We start from the raw sequence: 15,539 nt of genomic DNA on the forward strand, positions 1-15,539 counted from the left end.
TCCCCATGGCACAGCCGTTGCACCACCCTCCTCACACGCACATCCACTCCTTCAGGAGCCCCCATGACCACCGAATTTTTCTGGCGCCTGCCACTGGGCACCGACGGCCCGCAACTGTCGACCGATCGTCACAACCGCGGCAACCCCGTGCACCGTCCCGGCAACATCGCCCCCGGCCGCCTGCCGGATGGCAAGGCCGATGGCTTCACCTACATCGACTACATCGCCCAGGTGGCCAAGGCCGCCGAGCTGGCCGGTTTCGAGGGCGCGCTGCTGCCCACTGGCCCGGAACCCTGGATTGCCGCCGCCGCGCTGGCTCGCGAAACCCGGCGCATCCGCTTTCTGATCGCGTTTCAGGCCACCTGGACCCTGCCCGCCTACGCTGCCCAGCAGGCGGCCATCCTGCAGAACCTCAGCGGTGGCCGGCTGGACTGGAACATCATCACCGGCGGCAACCCGGCCAGCCAGCGCGCCAATGGCGACTTCCTCGAGCATGACCTGCGCTACAAGCGCACCGGCGAATTCCTGGACGTGATCCAAGGTCTCTGGACGCAGGACAGGTTCAGCTACGAGGGCGAGGTCTACCGCCTGGAAAACGGCAGCTTGCCGCCTGGCCTGCAGCACGAACGCAAGCCAGGTGTGTACTTTTCCGGCTTTTCCGATGCGGCGCTGGAAGTCGCCGCGCGCCATGCCGACGTCTACCTCAACTGGGCCGAACCGATCGACAAGCTCAAGCCGCATATCGAACGGGTGCGCGAGCTGGCCGACAAGCAAGGCCGCACGGTGCGCTTCGGCCTGCGCGTCGACCTTTTTGCCCGTGAAACCGAAGAGCAGGCATGGCGCGAGCTGCGCCAGCAGTTCGAGCGACTGGAAGGCAAGGCCAGCACCACCGCCAAGCAGTTCGTGACCGGCTCCGACTCGGTTGGCGGTGCGCGTCAGGCGGCGTACCACCAGCACCTGCAAGGCTTCGACGAGCTGGTGCTGGCGCGCAACCTGTGGGCGGGTTTCGCCAAGGCCAAGCCTGGCCCTACGGTCGGCCTGGTGGGCAGCCACCAGCACATCGCCGAACGCTTGGCCGAGTACCGCGATGCCGGTTTCACTACCTTCATTCTGGCAGCCAACCCGCACCTCGAAGAGGCCCTGCGCATCGGCCAAGAGGTGCTGCCACTGGTGCAGCAGGCAGCCACCGTGACCCCTTTGAAGACCAGCGCCTGACCCCGACCGGAGCCCGAACATGAGCCAACCCCTCGATACCCTGTGGTACACCCGCTGTCCGGTACCCACCGGCCTGGGCATTGCCGTGCAGCAAGGCTGGCTGCAGGATGACCTGGCCAGCCTCGGCACCCGGGTGCAGTCACTGCGCGAAGCCGACCAGCAGGCCGTGCGCGAATCGCACTTCGATCACAGTTTGCGCAACTCGGTGCGCCACGGCGGCAGCATCCCGGCCATCTGGGCCCGCGCCCAGGGCCGCGAAACCCGTGTGATAGGCCTGTCCTGGGCGGATGAAGCACAGTTGATCCTGACCCGCCCAGACAGCGGCATCCATACCGTCAAGGACCTCAAGGGCCGGCGCTTCGGCCTGCCCGACTGGGCGGCGGCGCAGATCGACTTCACCCGTGCCCAGGCCCTGCGCGGGCTGGAAAACGCGCTCAAGCTCGAAGGGCTGCAGGTGGGTGACCTGGAGCTGGTCAACTACCGCTACGACGGCACCTTCAGCGACCGCCCGGTGCGCAACGTGGCCGGCACGCCAGTGTCCAGTACCCAGACCGAAGGCCGCAACCTGGAGCTGACCGGCCTGCTGCGCGGCGAAGTCGACGCGATCTTCCTCAAGGGCGCCAGTGCCGTTCAACTGGCCCACGCCTTCGCCCTGCACACGGTGATCGATACGGGCAGCCACCCCGACCCGCTGATCCGCAGCAACAACGGCACTCCGCGCACCCTGGCCGTGGACAACCACCTGCTGACGCAGCACCCGCAGGTGGTGCACGCCCTACTCGGCTCGGTGCTTCGCGCCGAGCGCTGGGCCCACCAGCACCCCTATGAAACCCGTCGTTACCTGGCGCGGGAAACCAACAGCAGCGAATATTGGGTGCAAGTGGCGTATGGCATTGATGCCCACCTACGCTTAAGCACCCGCCTGGAGGACCAGGCCATCAATGCCTTGCAGGACTTTGTCGAGTTTCTCACACGCTGGCGCTTCATCCCGGCCCGCTTTGAGGTGCGTGACTGGATCGCCGAGCAACCCCTGGAGCAACTACTGGCCGCCGTGCCTATGGACAGGAAGACCGTTAACCCATGACCAAGCCCCTGGAAACCCTCTGGTACACCCACAGCCCGGTGCCCACCGGCCTCGGCATTGCCGTGCAGTCAGGGCGCCTGGCAGAAGCCTTTGCGCCGTTCGGCACCAATATCCAGTCGCTTCGCGAGTCCAGCGAACGTGAAGTGCGCGAGGCTCACTACGATCACCACCTGCAGAACTCGGTGCGCCACGGCGGTAACATCCCGGCAATCTGGGCCTACGCCAGCGGCGTCGAAACCCGCGTGCTGGGCCTGTCCTGGAGCGACGAGGTTCAGTTGATCCTCACCACCGAAGAAAGCGGTGTGCGCAGCATCCGCGACCTGAAAAACCGCCGCTTTGGCCTACCCAAGTGGGCCAACGTCCAGATCGACTTCACCCGCGCCCAGGCCCTGCGCGGGCTGGAAAACGCCCTCAAGCTGGAAGGCCTGGCGGTGGCCGATGTCGAGCTGGTCGACTACCCCTATGGCGGCACCTACAGCGATGATGCCAAACAACACCTGTATGGCGCCGAAGTCAGCCTGGACACCAGCCGCTTCAGCCGCCGCAACAACGAGCTGATCGGCCTGCTGCGCGGTGACATCGATGCCATCTTTCTCAAGGGCGCGCACGCCGTGCATCTGGCCCACGAATTCGGCCTGCGCGTGGTGGTGGACACGGGCAGCCACCCGGACCCACTGATCCGCAGCAACAACGGCACGCCGCGCACATTGACCGTGGACCGCCACCTGCTCGAGCAGCATTTCGAGGCCAGCTGCACGCTGGTCGACACGGTGTTGCGCACCGAGCAATGGGCGTGGGCCAACCCTGAGGAGACCCGACGTTTTCTCGCCCGTGAGCTGAACACCAGCGAGTACTGGGTGGCGGCGGCGTACGGTGAAGATGCACACCGGCGCCTGCGCACGACCCTGGACAGCCGCTCGCTCGAGGCGTTGCAGGACCTTACCGAGTTCCTGTACCGCTGGGGGTTCATACCACGGCGCTTCGATGTGCGTGAGTGGATTGACTTTCGCGTGCTGGAACGGGTGATAGGCTCGACTTCGCGTTTGGCCGTTTGAGATTTTGGGGCCGCTTTGCGGCCCCAGCAGTTTCAGCCACCCCACTGCTGCCCCAGCAGCACCCGCCCAGCACACCACTGCTGCGCAATCTGCAACAACCCCTTCAGAAACCCATAAAACCCATAAATATCAATAGCCTACAAACATGGCACAGTCCCTGCTCTAACCCTCCCCAACAACGCTTTACATACGGGGAGATCCACCATGCACCAGCTCAATCCACTCGCCCGGCAGATCAGCCTCGCGCTGCTGCTGACCGGAACCGGCAGCCAGGCCATTGCCGCCAACGAAGAAAACAACAACGAAGCGGCCCTGGAAACCGTCACTGTCACCGCCCAGCACCGCGAGCAGACCCTGCAGGAGGTGCCGGTCGCCGTGTCAGCGATCAAGGGCACCAGCATCACCGCCGATGGCGTGCGCGCCATGGGCGACATCACCACCTTCGTGCCCAACGCCTCGGCCAAGAACCCCGATGGCGACGGCCGCCCGCGCTGGTACATCCGTGGCCTGGGCACCGGCGACACCGGCGCAGCCACGGTGTATCCGGTGGGCATCTACGCCGATGACGTCTACCTCAACGCCCCGGTCGCCGGCGGCGGTCCGCTGTTCGACCTGGAGCGCATCGAGATCCTGCGCGGGCCGCAAGGCACCCTGTATGGCAAGAACACCACGGCGGGTGCGGTCAATGTGATCTCTAAAAAGCCGGCCTTCGATACCGACGGCTACGGCACCGTCGGCTTCGGCAGCAAGAACGAGCGCATCGTCACCGGCGCCATCGGTGGCGCCTTGGTCGATGAAAAACTGGCCGGGCGGGTGGCGCTGTATTCGGAGGAGCGTGACGGCTTCCAGAACAATGACTTCGACGGCAACACTTACGGCGACGTGAACAAGAAGGCCATCCGCCTGCAGTTCCTGGCCCAGCTCAACCCTGACCTGGATGCCTTGCTCAAGCTGCACAGCCGCCAGTTCAAAGGTGATGGCAGCAACGGCTCGCTGCCGGTGGGCCGCTACTACAACGTTGGCTATCAGCGCCCGAATGGCCGTGACATCTCGTTGAACGTCAACGAAGACTACCGCCTGGACCACGATGGCGCGTCGCTGACTTTCAATTGGTACCTGGGCGACTACACGCTGACTTCGATCAGCGCCTACGACTACATCCGCAACCGCTCCACCAGCGACGCCGACTACACCCCCTATGAAGTCAACGGCGCAGCCATTACCGACAACAGCTACCGCCAGTGGTCGCAGGAGCTGCGCCTGGCCTCGCCGGAAGACCGCCCGCTGCACTGGCTGCTGGGCGCGCACTACTTCCACGAAGACCTCGACAGCTCGGCGCAGCGCATCGTCACCCCCGGGCCAACACCCAATGGCACCGGCTCCAACCAGGTGGGCACCACCGCGCTGCGCGACCTAGGCTATGACCACCGCACCAACAGTTATGCGCTATTCGGTAACCTGACCTACGACTTTACCGACGACTTCAGCGTCACCGGGGGGCTGCGCTGGACCCAGGAGAAAAAGGACATCGACCTCGACCTGGTGCAACTGACCCGTGCCACGGCCAACGGCCCGCTGATCCCGCTGGGCGGCGTGGGCAGCAATGGCAATCGCCAGGAAGACAAGACCTGGGAAGCCTGGACCTACGACCTGACCCCCGAGTACCGCATCAACGACAACCTGCGGGTGTTCTTCCGCTACGCCCATGGCTTCCGCTCGGGGGGCTTCAACACCGGGCTGTCGACCAGCCTGGCGCAGCTGACCACGGTCGACCCGGAAAAACTCGATGCCTACGAAATCGGACTGAAGTCGGAGTGGTTCGACCGCCGCCTGATCGTCAACGCCAACGTGTTTTACTACGACTACTCCGACATCCAGGTGAACCTGCTGACGGTGAACAACGGCGTGCTCACCACCGCGCTGACCAACGGCGCCAAGGGCAAGGTCAAGGGCGCCGAGCTGGAGATCGAAGGCCAGCCGACCGAGCGCCTGCACTTGCGTGCGGCGGTGTCGTTCCTCGACACCGAATACACCGATTTCAAGAACACCAACCCCACCACCGGCGCGGTGACGGGTGACTACAGCGGCAACAGTTTCGTGCGCTCACCGCGCAACGTGGTGTCGCTGGGTGCCGACTACACCATCCCGCTGGAAGTGGGCGGCAAACTGGTGGCCGGCGGCGACGTGAGCTTCCGCGACAAGGAGTACTTCCTCGCCGACCGCCAGAGCAGCGCCGACGCCACACTCAGCCAGCCCCACTACACCCTGGCCAATGCGCGCCTGAGCTGGTTCAGCCACGACGACAAGCTGAGCGTGACCGGCTTCGTCAACAACCTCACCGACCGCCGCTACCAGGTGCACGGCCGGCCCAACGGCACCGCCGGGCAGTACGTGATCACCTACGGCGACCCGCGCACCGTCGGGCTTAGCGTTACCAGTCGGTTCTGAACATGCTGCGGCCGCTTTGCGGCGCATAGGCCCTACGCCTTCCATAAGGAATATCCATGCCCCACCACACCCCCTTGGCCAGCGCCATCGCCCTGGCCATCGCCGGCATCGCCGTGCCCGCCTTCGCCACCGAGGCCAACGAACCGCTCGACACCGTGGTCGTGGTCGGTACCCACCGAAGCGACGTCACCGCCTTGCAAAGTGCCGTCCCGGTCGATGTGCTAAGCGGTGAAAAACTGCAGGAAACCGGTGCCAGCGACCTATCGGCGGCGCTCACCGCGCTGTCACCTTCGTTCAGCTTCCCGCAATCGCCACAAGGCGCCTTTGCCGGCTCCATCGCCCAAGGCGCCTCGCTGCGCGGCCTGGCCTCCGACCAGGTACTGGTGCTGGTCAATGGCAAGCGCCGCCACACCAGCGCCAACATCACCCGCCAGGGCCTGGTCAACGCCCGGGGCGCGGCAGCGGTAGACCTCAGCCTGATCCCGCTGTCGGCCATCGAACGGGTCGAAATCCTGCGCGACGGCGCCGCGGCCCAGTACGGCTCGGACGCCATTGCCGGGGTGATCAACATCGTGCTCAAGGAACGCGACGAGGGCGGCAATGCCGGCTACCGCTTCGGTGGCTACAAGAAAGGTGATGGCCTGCAACGCAAGCTCAGCGGCTGGAAGGGCTTTGCCCTGCCCAACGACGGCTTCCTGACCCTGGCCTTCGACGCCGGCAGCCAGGACCCGGCCAGCGATACCCGCGACGACAACCGCCTGTTCTACCCCGGCTCCACCAGCATCAACACCCCGCGCGAACAAAACAACCGCTACCGCAACTGGCGCTGGGGCTCGGGCAATGTCTCCGACCAGTACAACTTCACCGCCAATGCCGAAATGGGCGTGGGCGAAGGCCTGAGTGCCTACGGCTTCGCCACCTACGCGCACAAGAATACCGACGCCGAGAACTTCTTTGACCCGCCCACTACGCTGCGCAGCAACTACGGCAGCGTGGCGCTGGCGCGCTATCCGGACGGCCGCCTGCCCGTCACCCGCTACGGGCTGGAAGACTTTGCCGTCACCGGCGGCCTGCGCTTCGAGGACCAGACGCTGGGCAAATTCGACCTGGCACTGAACTACGGCGACAACCGCGTCGACTCCACCGACCGCAATGCCATCAACCCCAGCTGGGGCACGGCCAGCCCGTCGACCATCTATACCGGCCGCCGCGAGGCCGACCAGACCAACCTGACCCTGGATTGGACCCGCGACTTTGCCAACGACTGGTTGTTCAAGCCCTTGACCGTGTCTGCCGGGCTGGCCTGGCGCCAGGAAAACTATGACCTCAGCGCAGGCGACGCGGCCGGCTGGTCCAACGGGCCATTGTTCAACACCCTCGACCCCGTCACTCGCCGGCGCATTCCGGGTTACTACTCGGGCATCACCCAGGTCGATGCGGTATCGCTGGATCGCCGGGTAATCGGCGCCTACTTTGACGTCGAAGCCCAGCTGACCGAGAAATTCCAGGCGGGTGTGGCAGTGCGCAGCGAGCATTACTCGGACTTCGGCGACACCACCAACGGCAAACTGTCGCTGCGCTACGACTTCACGCCCGAAATTGCCGCCCGGGCCAGTGCCAGCACCGGCTACCGCGCACCGTCGCTGGTGCAGAGCGGGCTGTCGTCGTTCAGCGTGCAAGTGGTGGAGCAGCCGCCAGGCAGCGGCAACTGGGTTGAAGTGCAGCAACGTACGCTGCGTGCCGACAGCCCGGAGGCCGCGTTGCTGGGCGGCAAGGCGTTGAAGCCTGAAGAGTCGACCAACTTCTCCGTGGGCCTGGTGTGGCAGCCGCTGCCCAATGCCTCGGTCACGCTCGACGCCTACCGCATCGACATCGACAACCGCATCACCCTGTCCGACCAGCTGCCCGCCGCAGTGGTCGGGCCGATCTTTGCCGGCACGCCCTACGCCAACATCCAGAGCGCGGCGTTCTACACCAACATCGCCGACACCCGTACCGATGGCTTCGAACTGGCCGGCCACTACCAACTGGACCTGGCCGGCTGGGGGCGGCTGGATTTGAACGGTGGCTATGCGCGCAACAACACCCGAATCACCGGGCTTGACGACGTGGGCGGCATCCCTGGCAACCAGATCATCGGCCGCAACACCCAGGGCCTGATCGAAGACGGCACACCCAAGGACAAACTGACCCTCAGCGCCAACTGGTTGTATGAGGGCTGGCGTGTCACCGTGGCCCAGCGCCGCTATGGCGAGTGGCAGAACCGCAATGCGGCCAACCCGGCGCTGGACCAGACCTTCAGCCCGCAGTGGGTGACCGACCTCGACGTGTCATACCGCTTCGACCTGGGCCTGACCCTGTCGGCGGGGGCGATCAACCTGTTCGATAGCCACCCGGACAAGCTGGAGGGCGCGCAGTTGTATGGCGTGCCGAAGTATTCCATTACCAGCCCGGAGGGGGCCCAGGGGGCGTTCTACTACACCAGTGTGAGTTACGACTTCTGATCTGAAAACAGGCGGGTTTCTTCACAGGTAAAACTGCGAAGAAGCCCGCGCCGCTTCTGCTGACGGGTTGTTGCTCCAGCAGCACCCCGTTGCTGCTCCAGCACCACCGCTCTCCTCCGGGCCCGCAATCCGGGGCCGATCACACCTGGCACAGCTCTTGCCATACCTCCTCTACCCCTGTTTTCCCAAGGCCAGCCATGCGCGTGCTCTCATCCCTTTCCTGGTTCATCTCTCCCCTGGCCCTGCTCACGCTCTGGGCCGTGGTGGCCAACGCCGGGCTGTTCCCGACCAACCTGTTGATCCCGCCACAAGAGGTATGGCTCAGCTTTAACGACCTGCTGGCCAGCGGCGAACTTGGGGAGCATCTGGCCAGCAGCCTGTCGCGGCTGGCACTGGGATTTACCGGCGGCGCGCTGGCCGGCCTTGGGTTTGGCGCGATGCTGGCCTTGTCGAAGACCGTGGAGGCCTACTGCGCCCCGCTGTTCCATACCCTGCGGCAGGTGCCGAGCATCGCCCTGATCCCGATGTTCGTGCTGCTGTTTGGCGTCGATGAGACGTTCAAAGTGGTGATTGTCGCCAAGACTGCTTTCTTCCCGGTGGCGTTGGCCACCTGCGAAGGCATCCGCGCCATCCCGCATAGCCATTTCGAAGTGGCGGCGGTATACCGCCTGCGCTGGCCAACGCTGGTGACCCAGATTGCCCTGCCCGCTGCAGTGCCGGCGATCGTCACCGGGATACGCGTGGCCCTGACCCGCGCCTGGGTGGTGCTGGTGGCCTGCGAGCTGCTTGCCGCCGACAGCGGCCTGGGCCAGATGATCGAGATGGGCCGGCAGATGCTGCGCATCGATGTGGTGATGGTCGGCGTGGTGCTGACCGGGCTGATCGGCTTTGCCCTGGACTTCACCCTGCGCCGCCTGGAGCGGCGCCTGTCGGCCTGGCAAGGCCGCTAAGGAGGTTGTGATGAAACTGCACGACTTGCGTGGTGTGGTACTGCCGCTGTTGTTACTCGCTGCCTGGGAATACGCCTCTGGTCAAGGCGCGACCGGCGCCTACGCTTTTGTGCCGCTGGCACAGGTGGGTACGGCACTGGCCGAACTGCTGGGCAGCGGCGAGTTGCTGATCAACCTGTGGGCGAGCCTGCTGCGAACCTGCAGCGGCCTGGCCATTGGCATTGTTTGCGGCATTGGGCTGGGTGCGCTGATGGGCTTGTCCACACCGGCCAATCGCCTTATTGCACCGCTGTTCCATGCGCTGCGTCAGGTGCCGATGCTGGGCTGGATCCCGCTGATTGCCTTGTGGCTGGGTAACGGCGAAGGCGCCAAGCTGTTGATCGTCAGCCTGGCGGCTTTGTACCCGATGGTCCTGAACACCTTCGAAAGCCTGCGTCAGGTGGCAAGCCAGCACCGTGAAGCCGCACAAGTCCTGATGTTGAACCGTTGGCAGACACTGTGGCTGATCCTGCTGCCGGCGGCATTGCCAGGCATTGCCGCCGGGGTGTTGCAAGCCCTGGCCTTCGCCTGGGTGACCTCGGTGGGCAGCGAGCTGTTCCTGTCCGCCGGGGCTGGCCTTGGCAGCCTGATGATGAACGCCGAAGCCGCTGCGCGCATGGAGATCATCGTCGTCTGCGTGATGTGCATTGGCCTGTGTGGCTACCTGATGTCGTGGTTATGTTCCCTGCTGACCCGCCGCCTGCTGCGCTGGCGCCCTACCCGTTGAAGGCCCCGACCATGAACGCCATCGCCCATGCTCCAACCACCAGCGCCAGCACTGGCGCCGTGACCATTCGCGGCCTACGCAAGGCCTACCCGCTCAAGGGCAAGCCGGTGACGGTGCTCGAGGGCATCGACCTGGACATCCGCCCGGGGGAATTTGTCAGCATTGTCGGCGCCAGCGGCTGCGGCAAATCGACATTGCTGCGCTTGATCGTCGGGCTGGACCAGGACTACCAGGGGCAGATCCTGCTAGACCAGGAAACCGTGCACGGGCCAGGCCTTGAGCGCGGTATCGTGTTCCAGGACCACCGCCTGTTCCCATGGATGACCCTGCAGCAGAACATTGCCCTGGCCTTGAAGAACCATGCGCTGCCAGCAGCCGAGAAGTACCGCCTGGTGGCCGAACATATCGCCCTGGTAGGCCTGCACGGCTACGAGCAGGCCTACCCGCACCAGCTCTCGGGCGGCATGGCCCAACGCGCGGCGATTGCCCGGGCGCTGGTGAACAAGCCCAAGGTGCTGTTGCTGGACGAACCGCTGGGGGCGCTGGATGCCCTGACCCGGGTTCGCCTGCAACAGGAGTTGCAGCGCATCTGGGTGCAAGAGCGCTGCACGGTAATCATGGTGACCCATGACATCGAGGAAGCGCTGTACCTTGGCGACCGGGTGATCGTGATGGATGCACACCCAGGGCGGATTCGGGAGGACCTGCGAATCGATCTTCCACACCCGCGCCAGCGTGAGAGTGAGCGGTTGAGCGGTTACAAGCAGAGGTTGTTGAAAGAGTTGCTCGGTGAATGAATAGATACCCCTTCCACGCACCTGGCTTTTCCTCCTGTTCCACCGGTGCCACCGACTGCGCCGGCCCAGCTTCCCAGCCCTCTCCATTGACCCGTTATAGGGTGCGGTAAACCCGAACCTGGGCACCCTGAGCTGTTGCACAGAAACATGACAATGGCCATTGCATCCACGGCTTGCACGGTTACGGCGAGCTGAAACAGGAAGCAGTGGCTTTCAATGAACATGGCCGCGTTACCCACGTTGTGGCGTCTTGCAGGCTTACAGCAATTCCTGTTCCAAACCGGGCGCCTCGAATCAGCGAATCAGGGCAGCGGCAGCCAGCCCAGTCGGGCCGGCGTAGATCTGCTTACCCGCGAACCAGGTCTGCTCTACCTGGGTGTCGCGCAGTGCTTCGGGTGGAACGGTCAACACATCGCGATCGAGAACGATCATGTCGGCCAGCTTGCCGACCTTGAGTGAGCCCACCTGCTGGTCCAGGCGCATGGCCTTGGCGGAGTTGAGGGTGTAGGCCTGGAACATCTGCTCACGGTCGATGGCTTCGCCCGCGTTGAGCACGCCCTTCGGCCCCTTGCGGGTTACCGCCTGGTAAATGGCTTTCCACGGTTCCGGCGTGGTGATCGGCCAGTCGCTCGCGCCCGAAAGGGTCGCTCCCTGCTTGAGCAACGAGCGCGCCGGGTAGGTATGCATGAAGGCCATGGCGTCGACATAAGGCTTGACCAGCGTCATGTTCGATTCATCGGCCGCAGCCCAGTACAGCTGCATCGCTGCAATCACGTTCAACGCTTTGAAGCGTGGATAATCTTGCGGGCTGACCATCTGCAGGTGGGTGATCGAGTGCGCGATACCGCTGTTGCGGTCACGGCGGGCCTGGGCGATGCCATTGAGCGCTTCACGCACCGCACGGTTGCCGATGGCATGCACGTGCACCAGCCAGCCACGGGCGTCGGCCGCGCTGACCAGTTCACCGAAGGTCGCCGGGTCCAGCAGCAGCTCGCCGCGCAGGCCCGAATTCTTGTAGGGTTCGAGCATCGCTGCCGTTTGCGCGGGGGCTTCGGCCACGCCGTCGGCAAATACCTTGATGCCCGGTAACGTGAGGTTATGCACGCCGAGAAATTGCTGGCGTACCTTGTCCAGCTCATCCAGGTCCGACGGGCGCGCTTTGGCGTTGGCCATCAGCAGCGCCGCGACGTGGACGGTCAGCTCGCCCCGCTCGGAAAGGTCCTTGTACACCGGCAGCAAGCCGAGCGAGTCGTTTTTCACGTCGGCCCCGGGCAGCTCGTTGGCCAGCGGATCCATCCAGCCGGTAATGCCCAGCGCCTTGTAGTAGTTCACCGCCAGGCGCCCTGCGGTCATCAGCACTTCATGGCTCAAGGGCGGCAGCAGGTCGGTGGCCGGGTAGTAACTGGCATCGGCAAGAAAGCCGTTGGGCGTGCCGTCGGGGTGCTGGCCGATGGTGTTGCGCGCGTCAGCCGGCAACGCGGCAATGGTGCTGGCATCGATCCCGGCGCGCTTGAGCATGGCCTGGTTGGCCCAGCCGGTGTGCATGTCGTTGGCGGCGAAAAGGATCGGCTGATCGGCCCATTCGCCATGGTTGAAGCGTTGCTCGAGCGCGGCGATGTCGTCCCAGTAGGTGCCTGGCAGGCCCCCGACAGAAAGGAACTCGCCACGCCGGGCTTTACCGTTGTCGCGCCACTCGCGCAGGCGCTGCTCCAGTGCATCGAGCGGAATCTGCTCGCCCGCGAGGTTGGCCAACTCCAGTTGCAGCCCACCCTTGATGGCATGGGAATGGGAATCGAGCATGCCCGGCATCAGCACCTTGCCGCCGAGGTCGATCACCTGGGTGGCATTGGTCTTCAGGCGCAGCACGTCCTGGTTGGAGCCCACTGCGACAATCTTCTCGCCTTCCACTGCGACGGCCTGCTGCAAGGGTTGGCCTGGCTCGGCGGTATAGACCTTGGCGTTGTGCAGGATCACATCCACTGCGGCCAAACCGGGTAGAGAGGTGCACGCGAGTCCCGCAGTGATCGCCATGCTCAGGAGCTGCTTGTTCATTCGATGCCTCGTTCTTGTTTTGATCGAGGCGCAGCCTAGCCAAGCCGCCAGGCCGGTTAAACGGGGCGGCAGGCACAACTTTTTTTGCAATCAGGAAAGAATCGCCGAAGGGCGCAGCAGCTGAAGCACGCGCTGGATTTCGCCGACCACCTGGCTCGTCGCGTCGGCGATTGTGCCTTCATTGCGGCACAGCACCCAGCCGTGATCGGCAACCGCCCGTTCGAAGGCTTGGGTACAGGCGATCTGCTCAGCCAGCTTGTGGATGACCGTACTGCCCAGCCCGCGGTTACGAGCCGCCGCCCTTGCCCACGACGTTTCAGGCGAGGTGACCACCCCGACATGCAGGTCTGGCACTTGCACGTCGCGCTCGTGGTTCATCTGCAGAATGTCGACAAACGGGACTGACCGGCGAAACGCGGCATCGGAGGGGTACCAGCGATCGATCAGGATGATGCTGTCCGCGGGTTGCCTGGGCAGCACATTGCGGGAAATCCAGGCGCGGCTATCGGCTAGGCGCGCACAGACCTTCAACTCCAGATCCCGACAGGGGTTTCTCACCAGCTGGTTGACCAGTGCCATGGTTTCCCCTCTGAAGGGGTCGCTCTTTTTCTCGCACAGCCGGATCACCTTTTTGTTGTCTGCCCTCAAGGCGTGGGTAACGGCCTCCAGCAGCGTGGTCTTGCCGGTGCCCTTCGGGCCATCTAGCGCAACAAATAGCGGACGGTTCATTTCAGTACTGCTTGCACGTTGACTGGATATCGAGACGACCATGATGCACGGAAAGAGGGCCACGGTCTCGCCCGTCAGCTTAATGGCCGTTTACGGGCAGGAGTACATGTGTACTCCACCCGTATTTGGCCGTCATGATGCTCAGACCTGCGCCTGGCCACCATCCACGAACAGCTCGGCACCGTTGACGAAACTGGAGTCATCGCTGGCCAGGAACACCGCCGCGTTGGCGATCTCGACCGGCTCGCCTACCCGTCCCAGTGGCACCTGAGCGGCCAGGTAATCCAGCAGGCCCTGCTGTTGCCCGGCATCCGGGCCGGCAAGGTCGACCAACCCTGGTGTACGCGTTGCGCCTGGGCTGAGGGTGTTGACCCGGATTGCCCGATCCTTCAGGTCCAGGATCCAGCTACGGGCAAAGGCCCGCACGGCGGCCTTGGACGCCGAATACACGCTGAACGCCGCAGTGCCGGAGCTGCCGGCCGTGGAGCCGGTCAGAATGATCGAGGCGTTCTGCGCCAGCAGCGGCAGTGCCTTCTGCACCGTGAACAGCACGCCCTTCACGTTACGGTCGAAGGTGTCGTCATAGTGGGCCTCGGTGATGTCGCCCAAAGGCAGCATGGAGCCACCCCCAGCGTTGGCGAACAGCACATCCAGGCGCCCCTTTTCCTTGCCGATGCGGGCATACAGTTCATCCAGCTGCTCCAGCCGGGTGGAGTCGACCGCTATACCGGTGGCATTGCCAACCAGCGCCACGGCTTTGTCCAGCTCAGCTTGACGGCGCCCGGTGATAAAGACATGGGCACCCTCCTCGGCAAAGCGTTTTGCCGTGGCCAGGCCGATGCCAGTGGTGCCGCCAGTGACCAGTGCGATCTTGCCTTCGAGTTTCTTGCTCATGGTGTTTCTCCGTTGAGGGGGTGAGTGGCTGTTGGGAGAAGCGTATCGACTGGCGGATGATTTCAAAATAGAATCATTTGAAAGCCATCATTGCAGAAATGAAATGCCAAGAATCCCGGATTTCGAAGGCTTGGCGATGTTCGCCAAAGTGGCCGAAGAAGGCTCCTACGCCGCCGCCTCACGGGCCATGGGCGTTTCCGTGCCCACGGTTTCGCGTGCGGTCGCGCGCCTTGAAGCGCGCCTGGGGGCACGCCTGTTCAACCGCACCTCGCGCCAGCTCGCCCTGACCGAGTTCGGCCAGCGCATGGTCGAGCAAGCCGGTGCGCTGTATCGCCAGGCCGAAGAAATGGAAAGCGAGGCCCAGGAGCTGTCGGTGCAGCCACGTGGCCTGGTGCGCCTGGCCGTGCCGATGGCGTTCGGCTTGCGCTGGGTTGCGCCGCTGCTGCCCGAGCTCTTGGCGCAATACCCCGGCCTGGAACTCGACTTGCACCTGTCCGACGCTACCGTCGACCTGGTCGCGGAGGGTTTCGATGCCGCCTTGCGCATCGCCGCCCTGCCCGATTCATCGCTGGTGGCGCGGCGCATCTGTCCGGTTAGCCAGTTCTTGGTGGCGGCCCCCGCCTACCTTGCCCGCCATGGCCAGCCCACGCACCCGCGTGAGCTGGCCGACCACGCCTGCATGAGCTACGCCTATCGCGCCCGTAGCCAGGTGTGGCGCTTCAGCCACGCTGATGGCAGCGAGCACGACGTGGTGCCCCATGGGCCGCTGCGGGTGACCAACTCGGATGCGCTGATCGCGCCCTTGCTGGCAGGCATGGGGATTGCCGAATTACCGGAATTCATCGCTGCCCAATACCTGGCCGATGGCCGCCTTGCACAGCTGCTGCCCGAATGGCGAATGACCCAGGGCGGGCTGTACTTCGTGACCCCCTCCGCGCGCACACGGCCGCGCAAGGTCCAGGCACTGGCCGACTTCTTCGTCGAACGGTTGGCGAATCCGCAGTGGCAATTGCAGCCGTCCGGGTAGCGTCCGCGCTTTCTACGG

At 64.4% G+C, this 15,539-nt stretch carries 12 protein-coding genes; 9 read left to right on the forward strand and 3 right to left on the reverse strand.

Going from position 1 to position 15,539, the window contains the following annotated elements:
* The first annotated feature begins 63 nt into the window (after positions 1-63).
* The 8 genes from APH28_RS17875 (at position 64) to APH28_RS17910 (ending at position 10,819) form a co-directional block, all read left to right on the forward strand.
* Positions 64-1,215, forward strand: a complete 1,152-nt coding sequence (locus tag APH28_RS17875; RefSeq protein WP_060511622.1) for an LLM class flavin-dependent oxidoreductase — start codon at positions 64-66, stop codon at positions 1,213-1,215.
* Between the two features lie 19 nt (positions 1,216-1,234).
* Positions 1,235-2,299: an ABC transporter substrate-binding protein gene (locus APH28_RS17880; RefSeq protein ID WP_060511624.1), complete on the forward strand. Its 1,065-nt coding sequence runs from the start codon at positions 1,235-1,237 to the stop codon at positions 2,297-2,299.
* Complete coding sequence (locus tag APH28_RS17885; protein ID WP_060511626.1) at positions 2,296-3,354, forward strand: ABC transporter substrate-binding protein; 1,059 nt, start codon at positions 2,296-2,298, stop codon at positions 3,352-3,354. Before APH28_RS17880 ends, APH28_RS17885 begins: the two co-directional genes overlap by 4 nt.
* Positions 3,355-3,558: 204 nt before the next feature.
* Positions 3,559-5,802, forward strand: coding sequence for a TonB-dependent receptor (locus APH28_RS17890; RefSeq protein ID WP_060511628.1), 2,244 nt, complete (start codon positions 3,559-3,561; stop codon positions 5,800-5,802).
* Positions 5,803-5,858: 56 nt separating this feature from the next.
* Complete coding sequence (locus APH28_RS17895; protein ID WP_060511630.1) at positions 5,859-8,306, forward strand: TonB-dependent siderophore receptor; 2,448 nt, start codon at positions 5,859-5,861, stop codon at positions 8,304-8,306.
* 197 nt (positions 8,307-8,503) lie between these two features.
* A complete protein-coding gene (locus APH28_RS17900) occupies positions 8,504-9,256 on the forward strand; it encodes an ABC transporter permease (RefSeq protein ID WP_060511633.1) in 753 nt (250 codons plus the stop codon).
* Positions 9,257-9,266: 10 nt separating this feature from the next.
* Positions 9,267-10,022 carry an ABC transporter permease gene (locus APH28_RS17905; protein WP_060511635.1) on the forward strand — a complete coding sequence of 252 codons (756 nt, stop codon included), beginning with the start codon at positions 9,267-9,269 and terminating at the stop codon, positions 10,020-10,022.
* An 11-nt stretch (positions 10,023-10,033) separates the two neighbouring features.
* The gene (locus APH28_RS17910) at positions 10,034-10,819 is read left to right on the forward strand and encodes an ABC transporter ATP-binding protein (RefSeq protein WP_060511750.1); all 786 of its coding nucleotides are present in this window, start codon (positions 10,034-10,036) and stop codon (positions 10,817-10,819) included.
* A 294-nt stretch (positions 10,820-11,113) separates the two neighbouring features.
* On the opposite strand, the gene APH28_RS17915 is transcribed toward APH28_RS17910, so the two are convergent.
* The 3 genes from APH28_RS17915 to APH28_RS17925 all read right to left on the reverse strand — a co-directional run bounded on the left by APH28_RS17915 (position 11,114) and on the right by APH28_RS17925 (position 14,494).
* Positions 11,114-12,871 (reverse strand): amidohydrolase, encoded by a 1,758-nt coding sequence (locus APH28_RS17915; protein WP_060511637.1) that lies wholly within the window; start codon positions 12,869-12,871, stop codon positions 11,114-11,116.
* A 90-nt stretch (positions 12,872-12,961) separates the two neighbouring features.
* Positions 12,962-13,600: a dTMP kinase gene (locus tag APH28_RS17920; RefSeq protein WP_060511639.1), complete on the reverse strand. Its 639-nt coding sequence runs from the start codon at positions 13,598-13,600 to the stop codon at positions 12,962-12,964.
* A gap of 141 nt (positions 13,601-13,741) precedes the next feature.
* Positions 13,742-14,494, reverse strand: a complete 753-nt coding sequence (locus tag APH28_RS17925; RefSeq protein WP_060511641.1) for an SDR family NAD(P)-dependent oxidoreductase — start codon at positions 14,492-14,494, stop codon at positions 13,742-13,744.
* A gap of 103 nt (positions 14,495-14,597) precedes the next feature.
* Between APH28_RS17925 and APH28_RS17930 the strand changes: the two genes are divergently transcribed.
* Positions 14,598-15,521, forward strand: coding sequence for a LysR family transcriptional regulator (locus APH28_RS17930; RefSeq protein ID WP_060511643.1), 924 nt, complete (start codon positions 14,598-14,600; stop codon positions 15,519-15,521).
* Positions 15,522-15,539: the final 18 nt, after the last annotated feature.

It is taken from the genome of Pseudomonas sp. NBRC 111124, assembly GCF_001320245.1.
Classification (GTDB): domain Bacteria; phylum Pseudomonadota; class Gammaproteobacteria; order Pseudomonadales; family Pseudomonadaceae; genus Aquipseudomonas.

Excerpts from the sequence above, each read along its gene's own strand:
- APH28_RS17875 (WP_060511622.1), top strand. The coding sequence starts at position 64 with ATGACCACCGAATTTTTCTGGCGCCTGCCACTGGGCACCGACGGCCCG.
- APH28_RS17880 (WP_060511624.1), top strand. The coding sequence starts at position 1,235 with ATGAGCCAACCCCTCGATACCCTGTGGTACACCCGCTGTCCGGTACCC.
- APH28_RS17885 (WP_060511626.1), top strand. The coding sequence starts at position 2,296 with ATGACCAAGCCCCTGGAAACCCTCTGGTACACCCACAGCCCGGTGCCC.
- APH28_RS17890 (WP_060511628.1), top strand. The coding sequence starts at position 3,559 with ATGCACCAGCTCAATCCACTCGCCCGGCAGATCAGCCTCGCGCTGCTG.
- APH28_RS17895 (WP_060511630.1), top strand. The coding sequence starts at position 5,859 with ATGCCCCACCACACCCCCTTGGCCAGCGCCATCGCCCTGGCCATCGCC.
- APH28_RS17900 (WP_060511633.1), top strand. The coding sequence starts at position 8,504 with ATGCGCGTGCTCTCATCCCTTTCCTGGTTCATCTCTCCCCTGGCCCTG.
- APH28_RS17905 (WP_060511635.1), top strand. The coding sequence starts at position 9,267 with ATGAAACTGCACGACTTGCGTGGTGTGGTACTGCCGCTGTTGTTACTC.
- APH28_RS17910 (WP_060511750.1), top strand. The coding sequence starts at position 10,034 with ATGAACGCCATCGCCCATGCTCCAACCACCAGCGCCAGCACTGGCGCC.
- APH28_RS17915 (WP_060511637.1), bottom strand. The coding sequence starts at position 12,871 with ATGAACAAGCAGCTCCTGAGCATGGCGATCACTGCGGGACTCGCGTGC.
- APH28_RS17920 (WP_060511639.1), bottom strand. The coding sequence starts at position 13,600 with ATGAACCGTCCGCTATTTGTTGCGCTAGATGGCCCGAAGGGCACCGGC.
- APH28_RS17925 (WP_060511641.1), bottom strand. The coding sequence starts at position 14,494 with ATGAGCAAGAAACTCGAAGGCAAGATCGCACTGGTCACTGGCGGCACC.
- APH28_RS17930 (WP_060511643.1), top strand. The coding sequence starts at position 14,598 with ATGCCAAGAATCCCGGATTTCGAAGGCTTGGCGATGTTCGCCAAAGTG.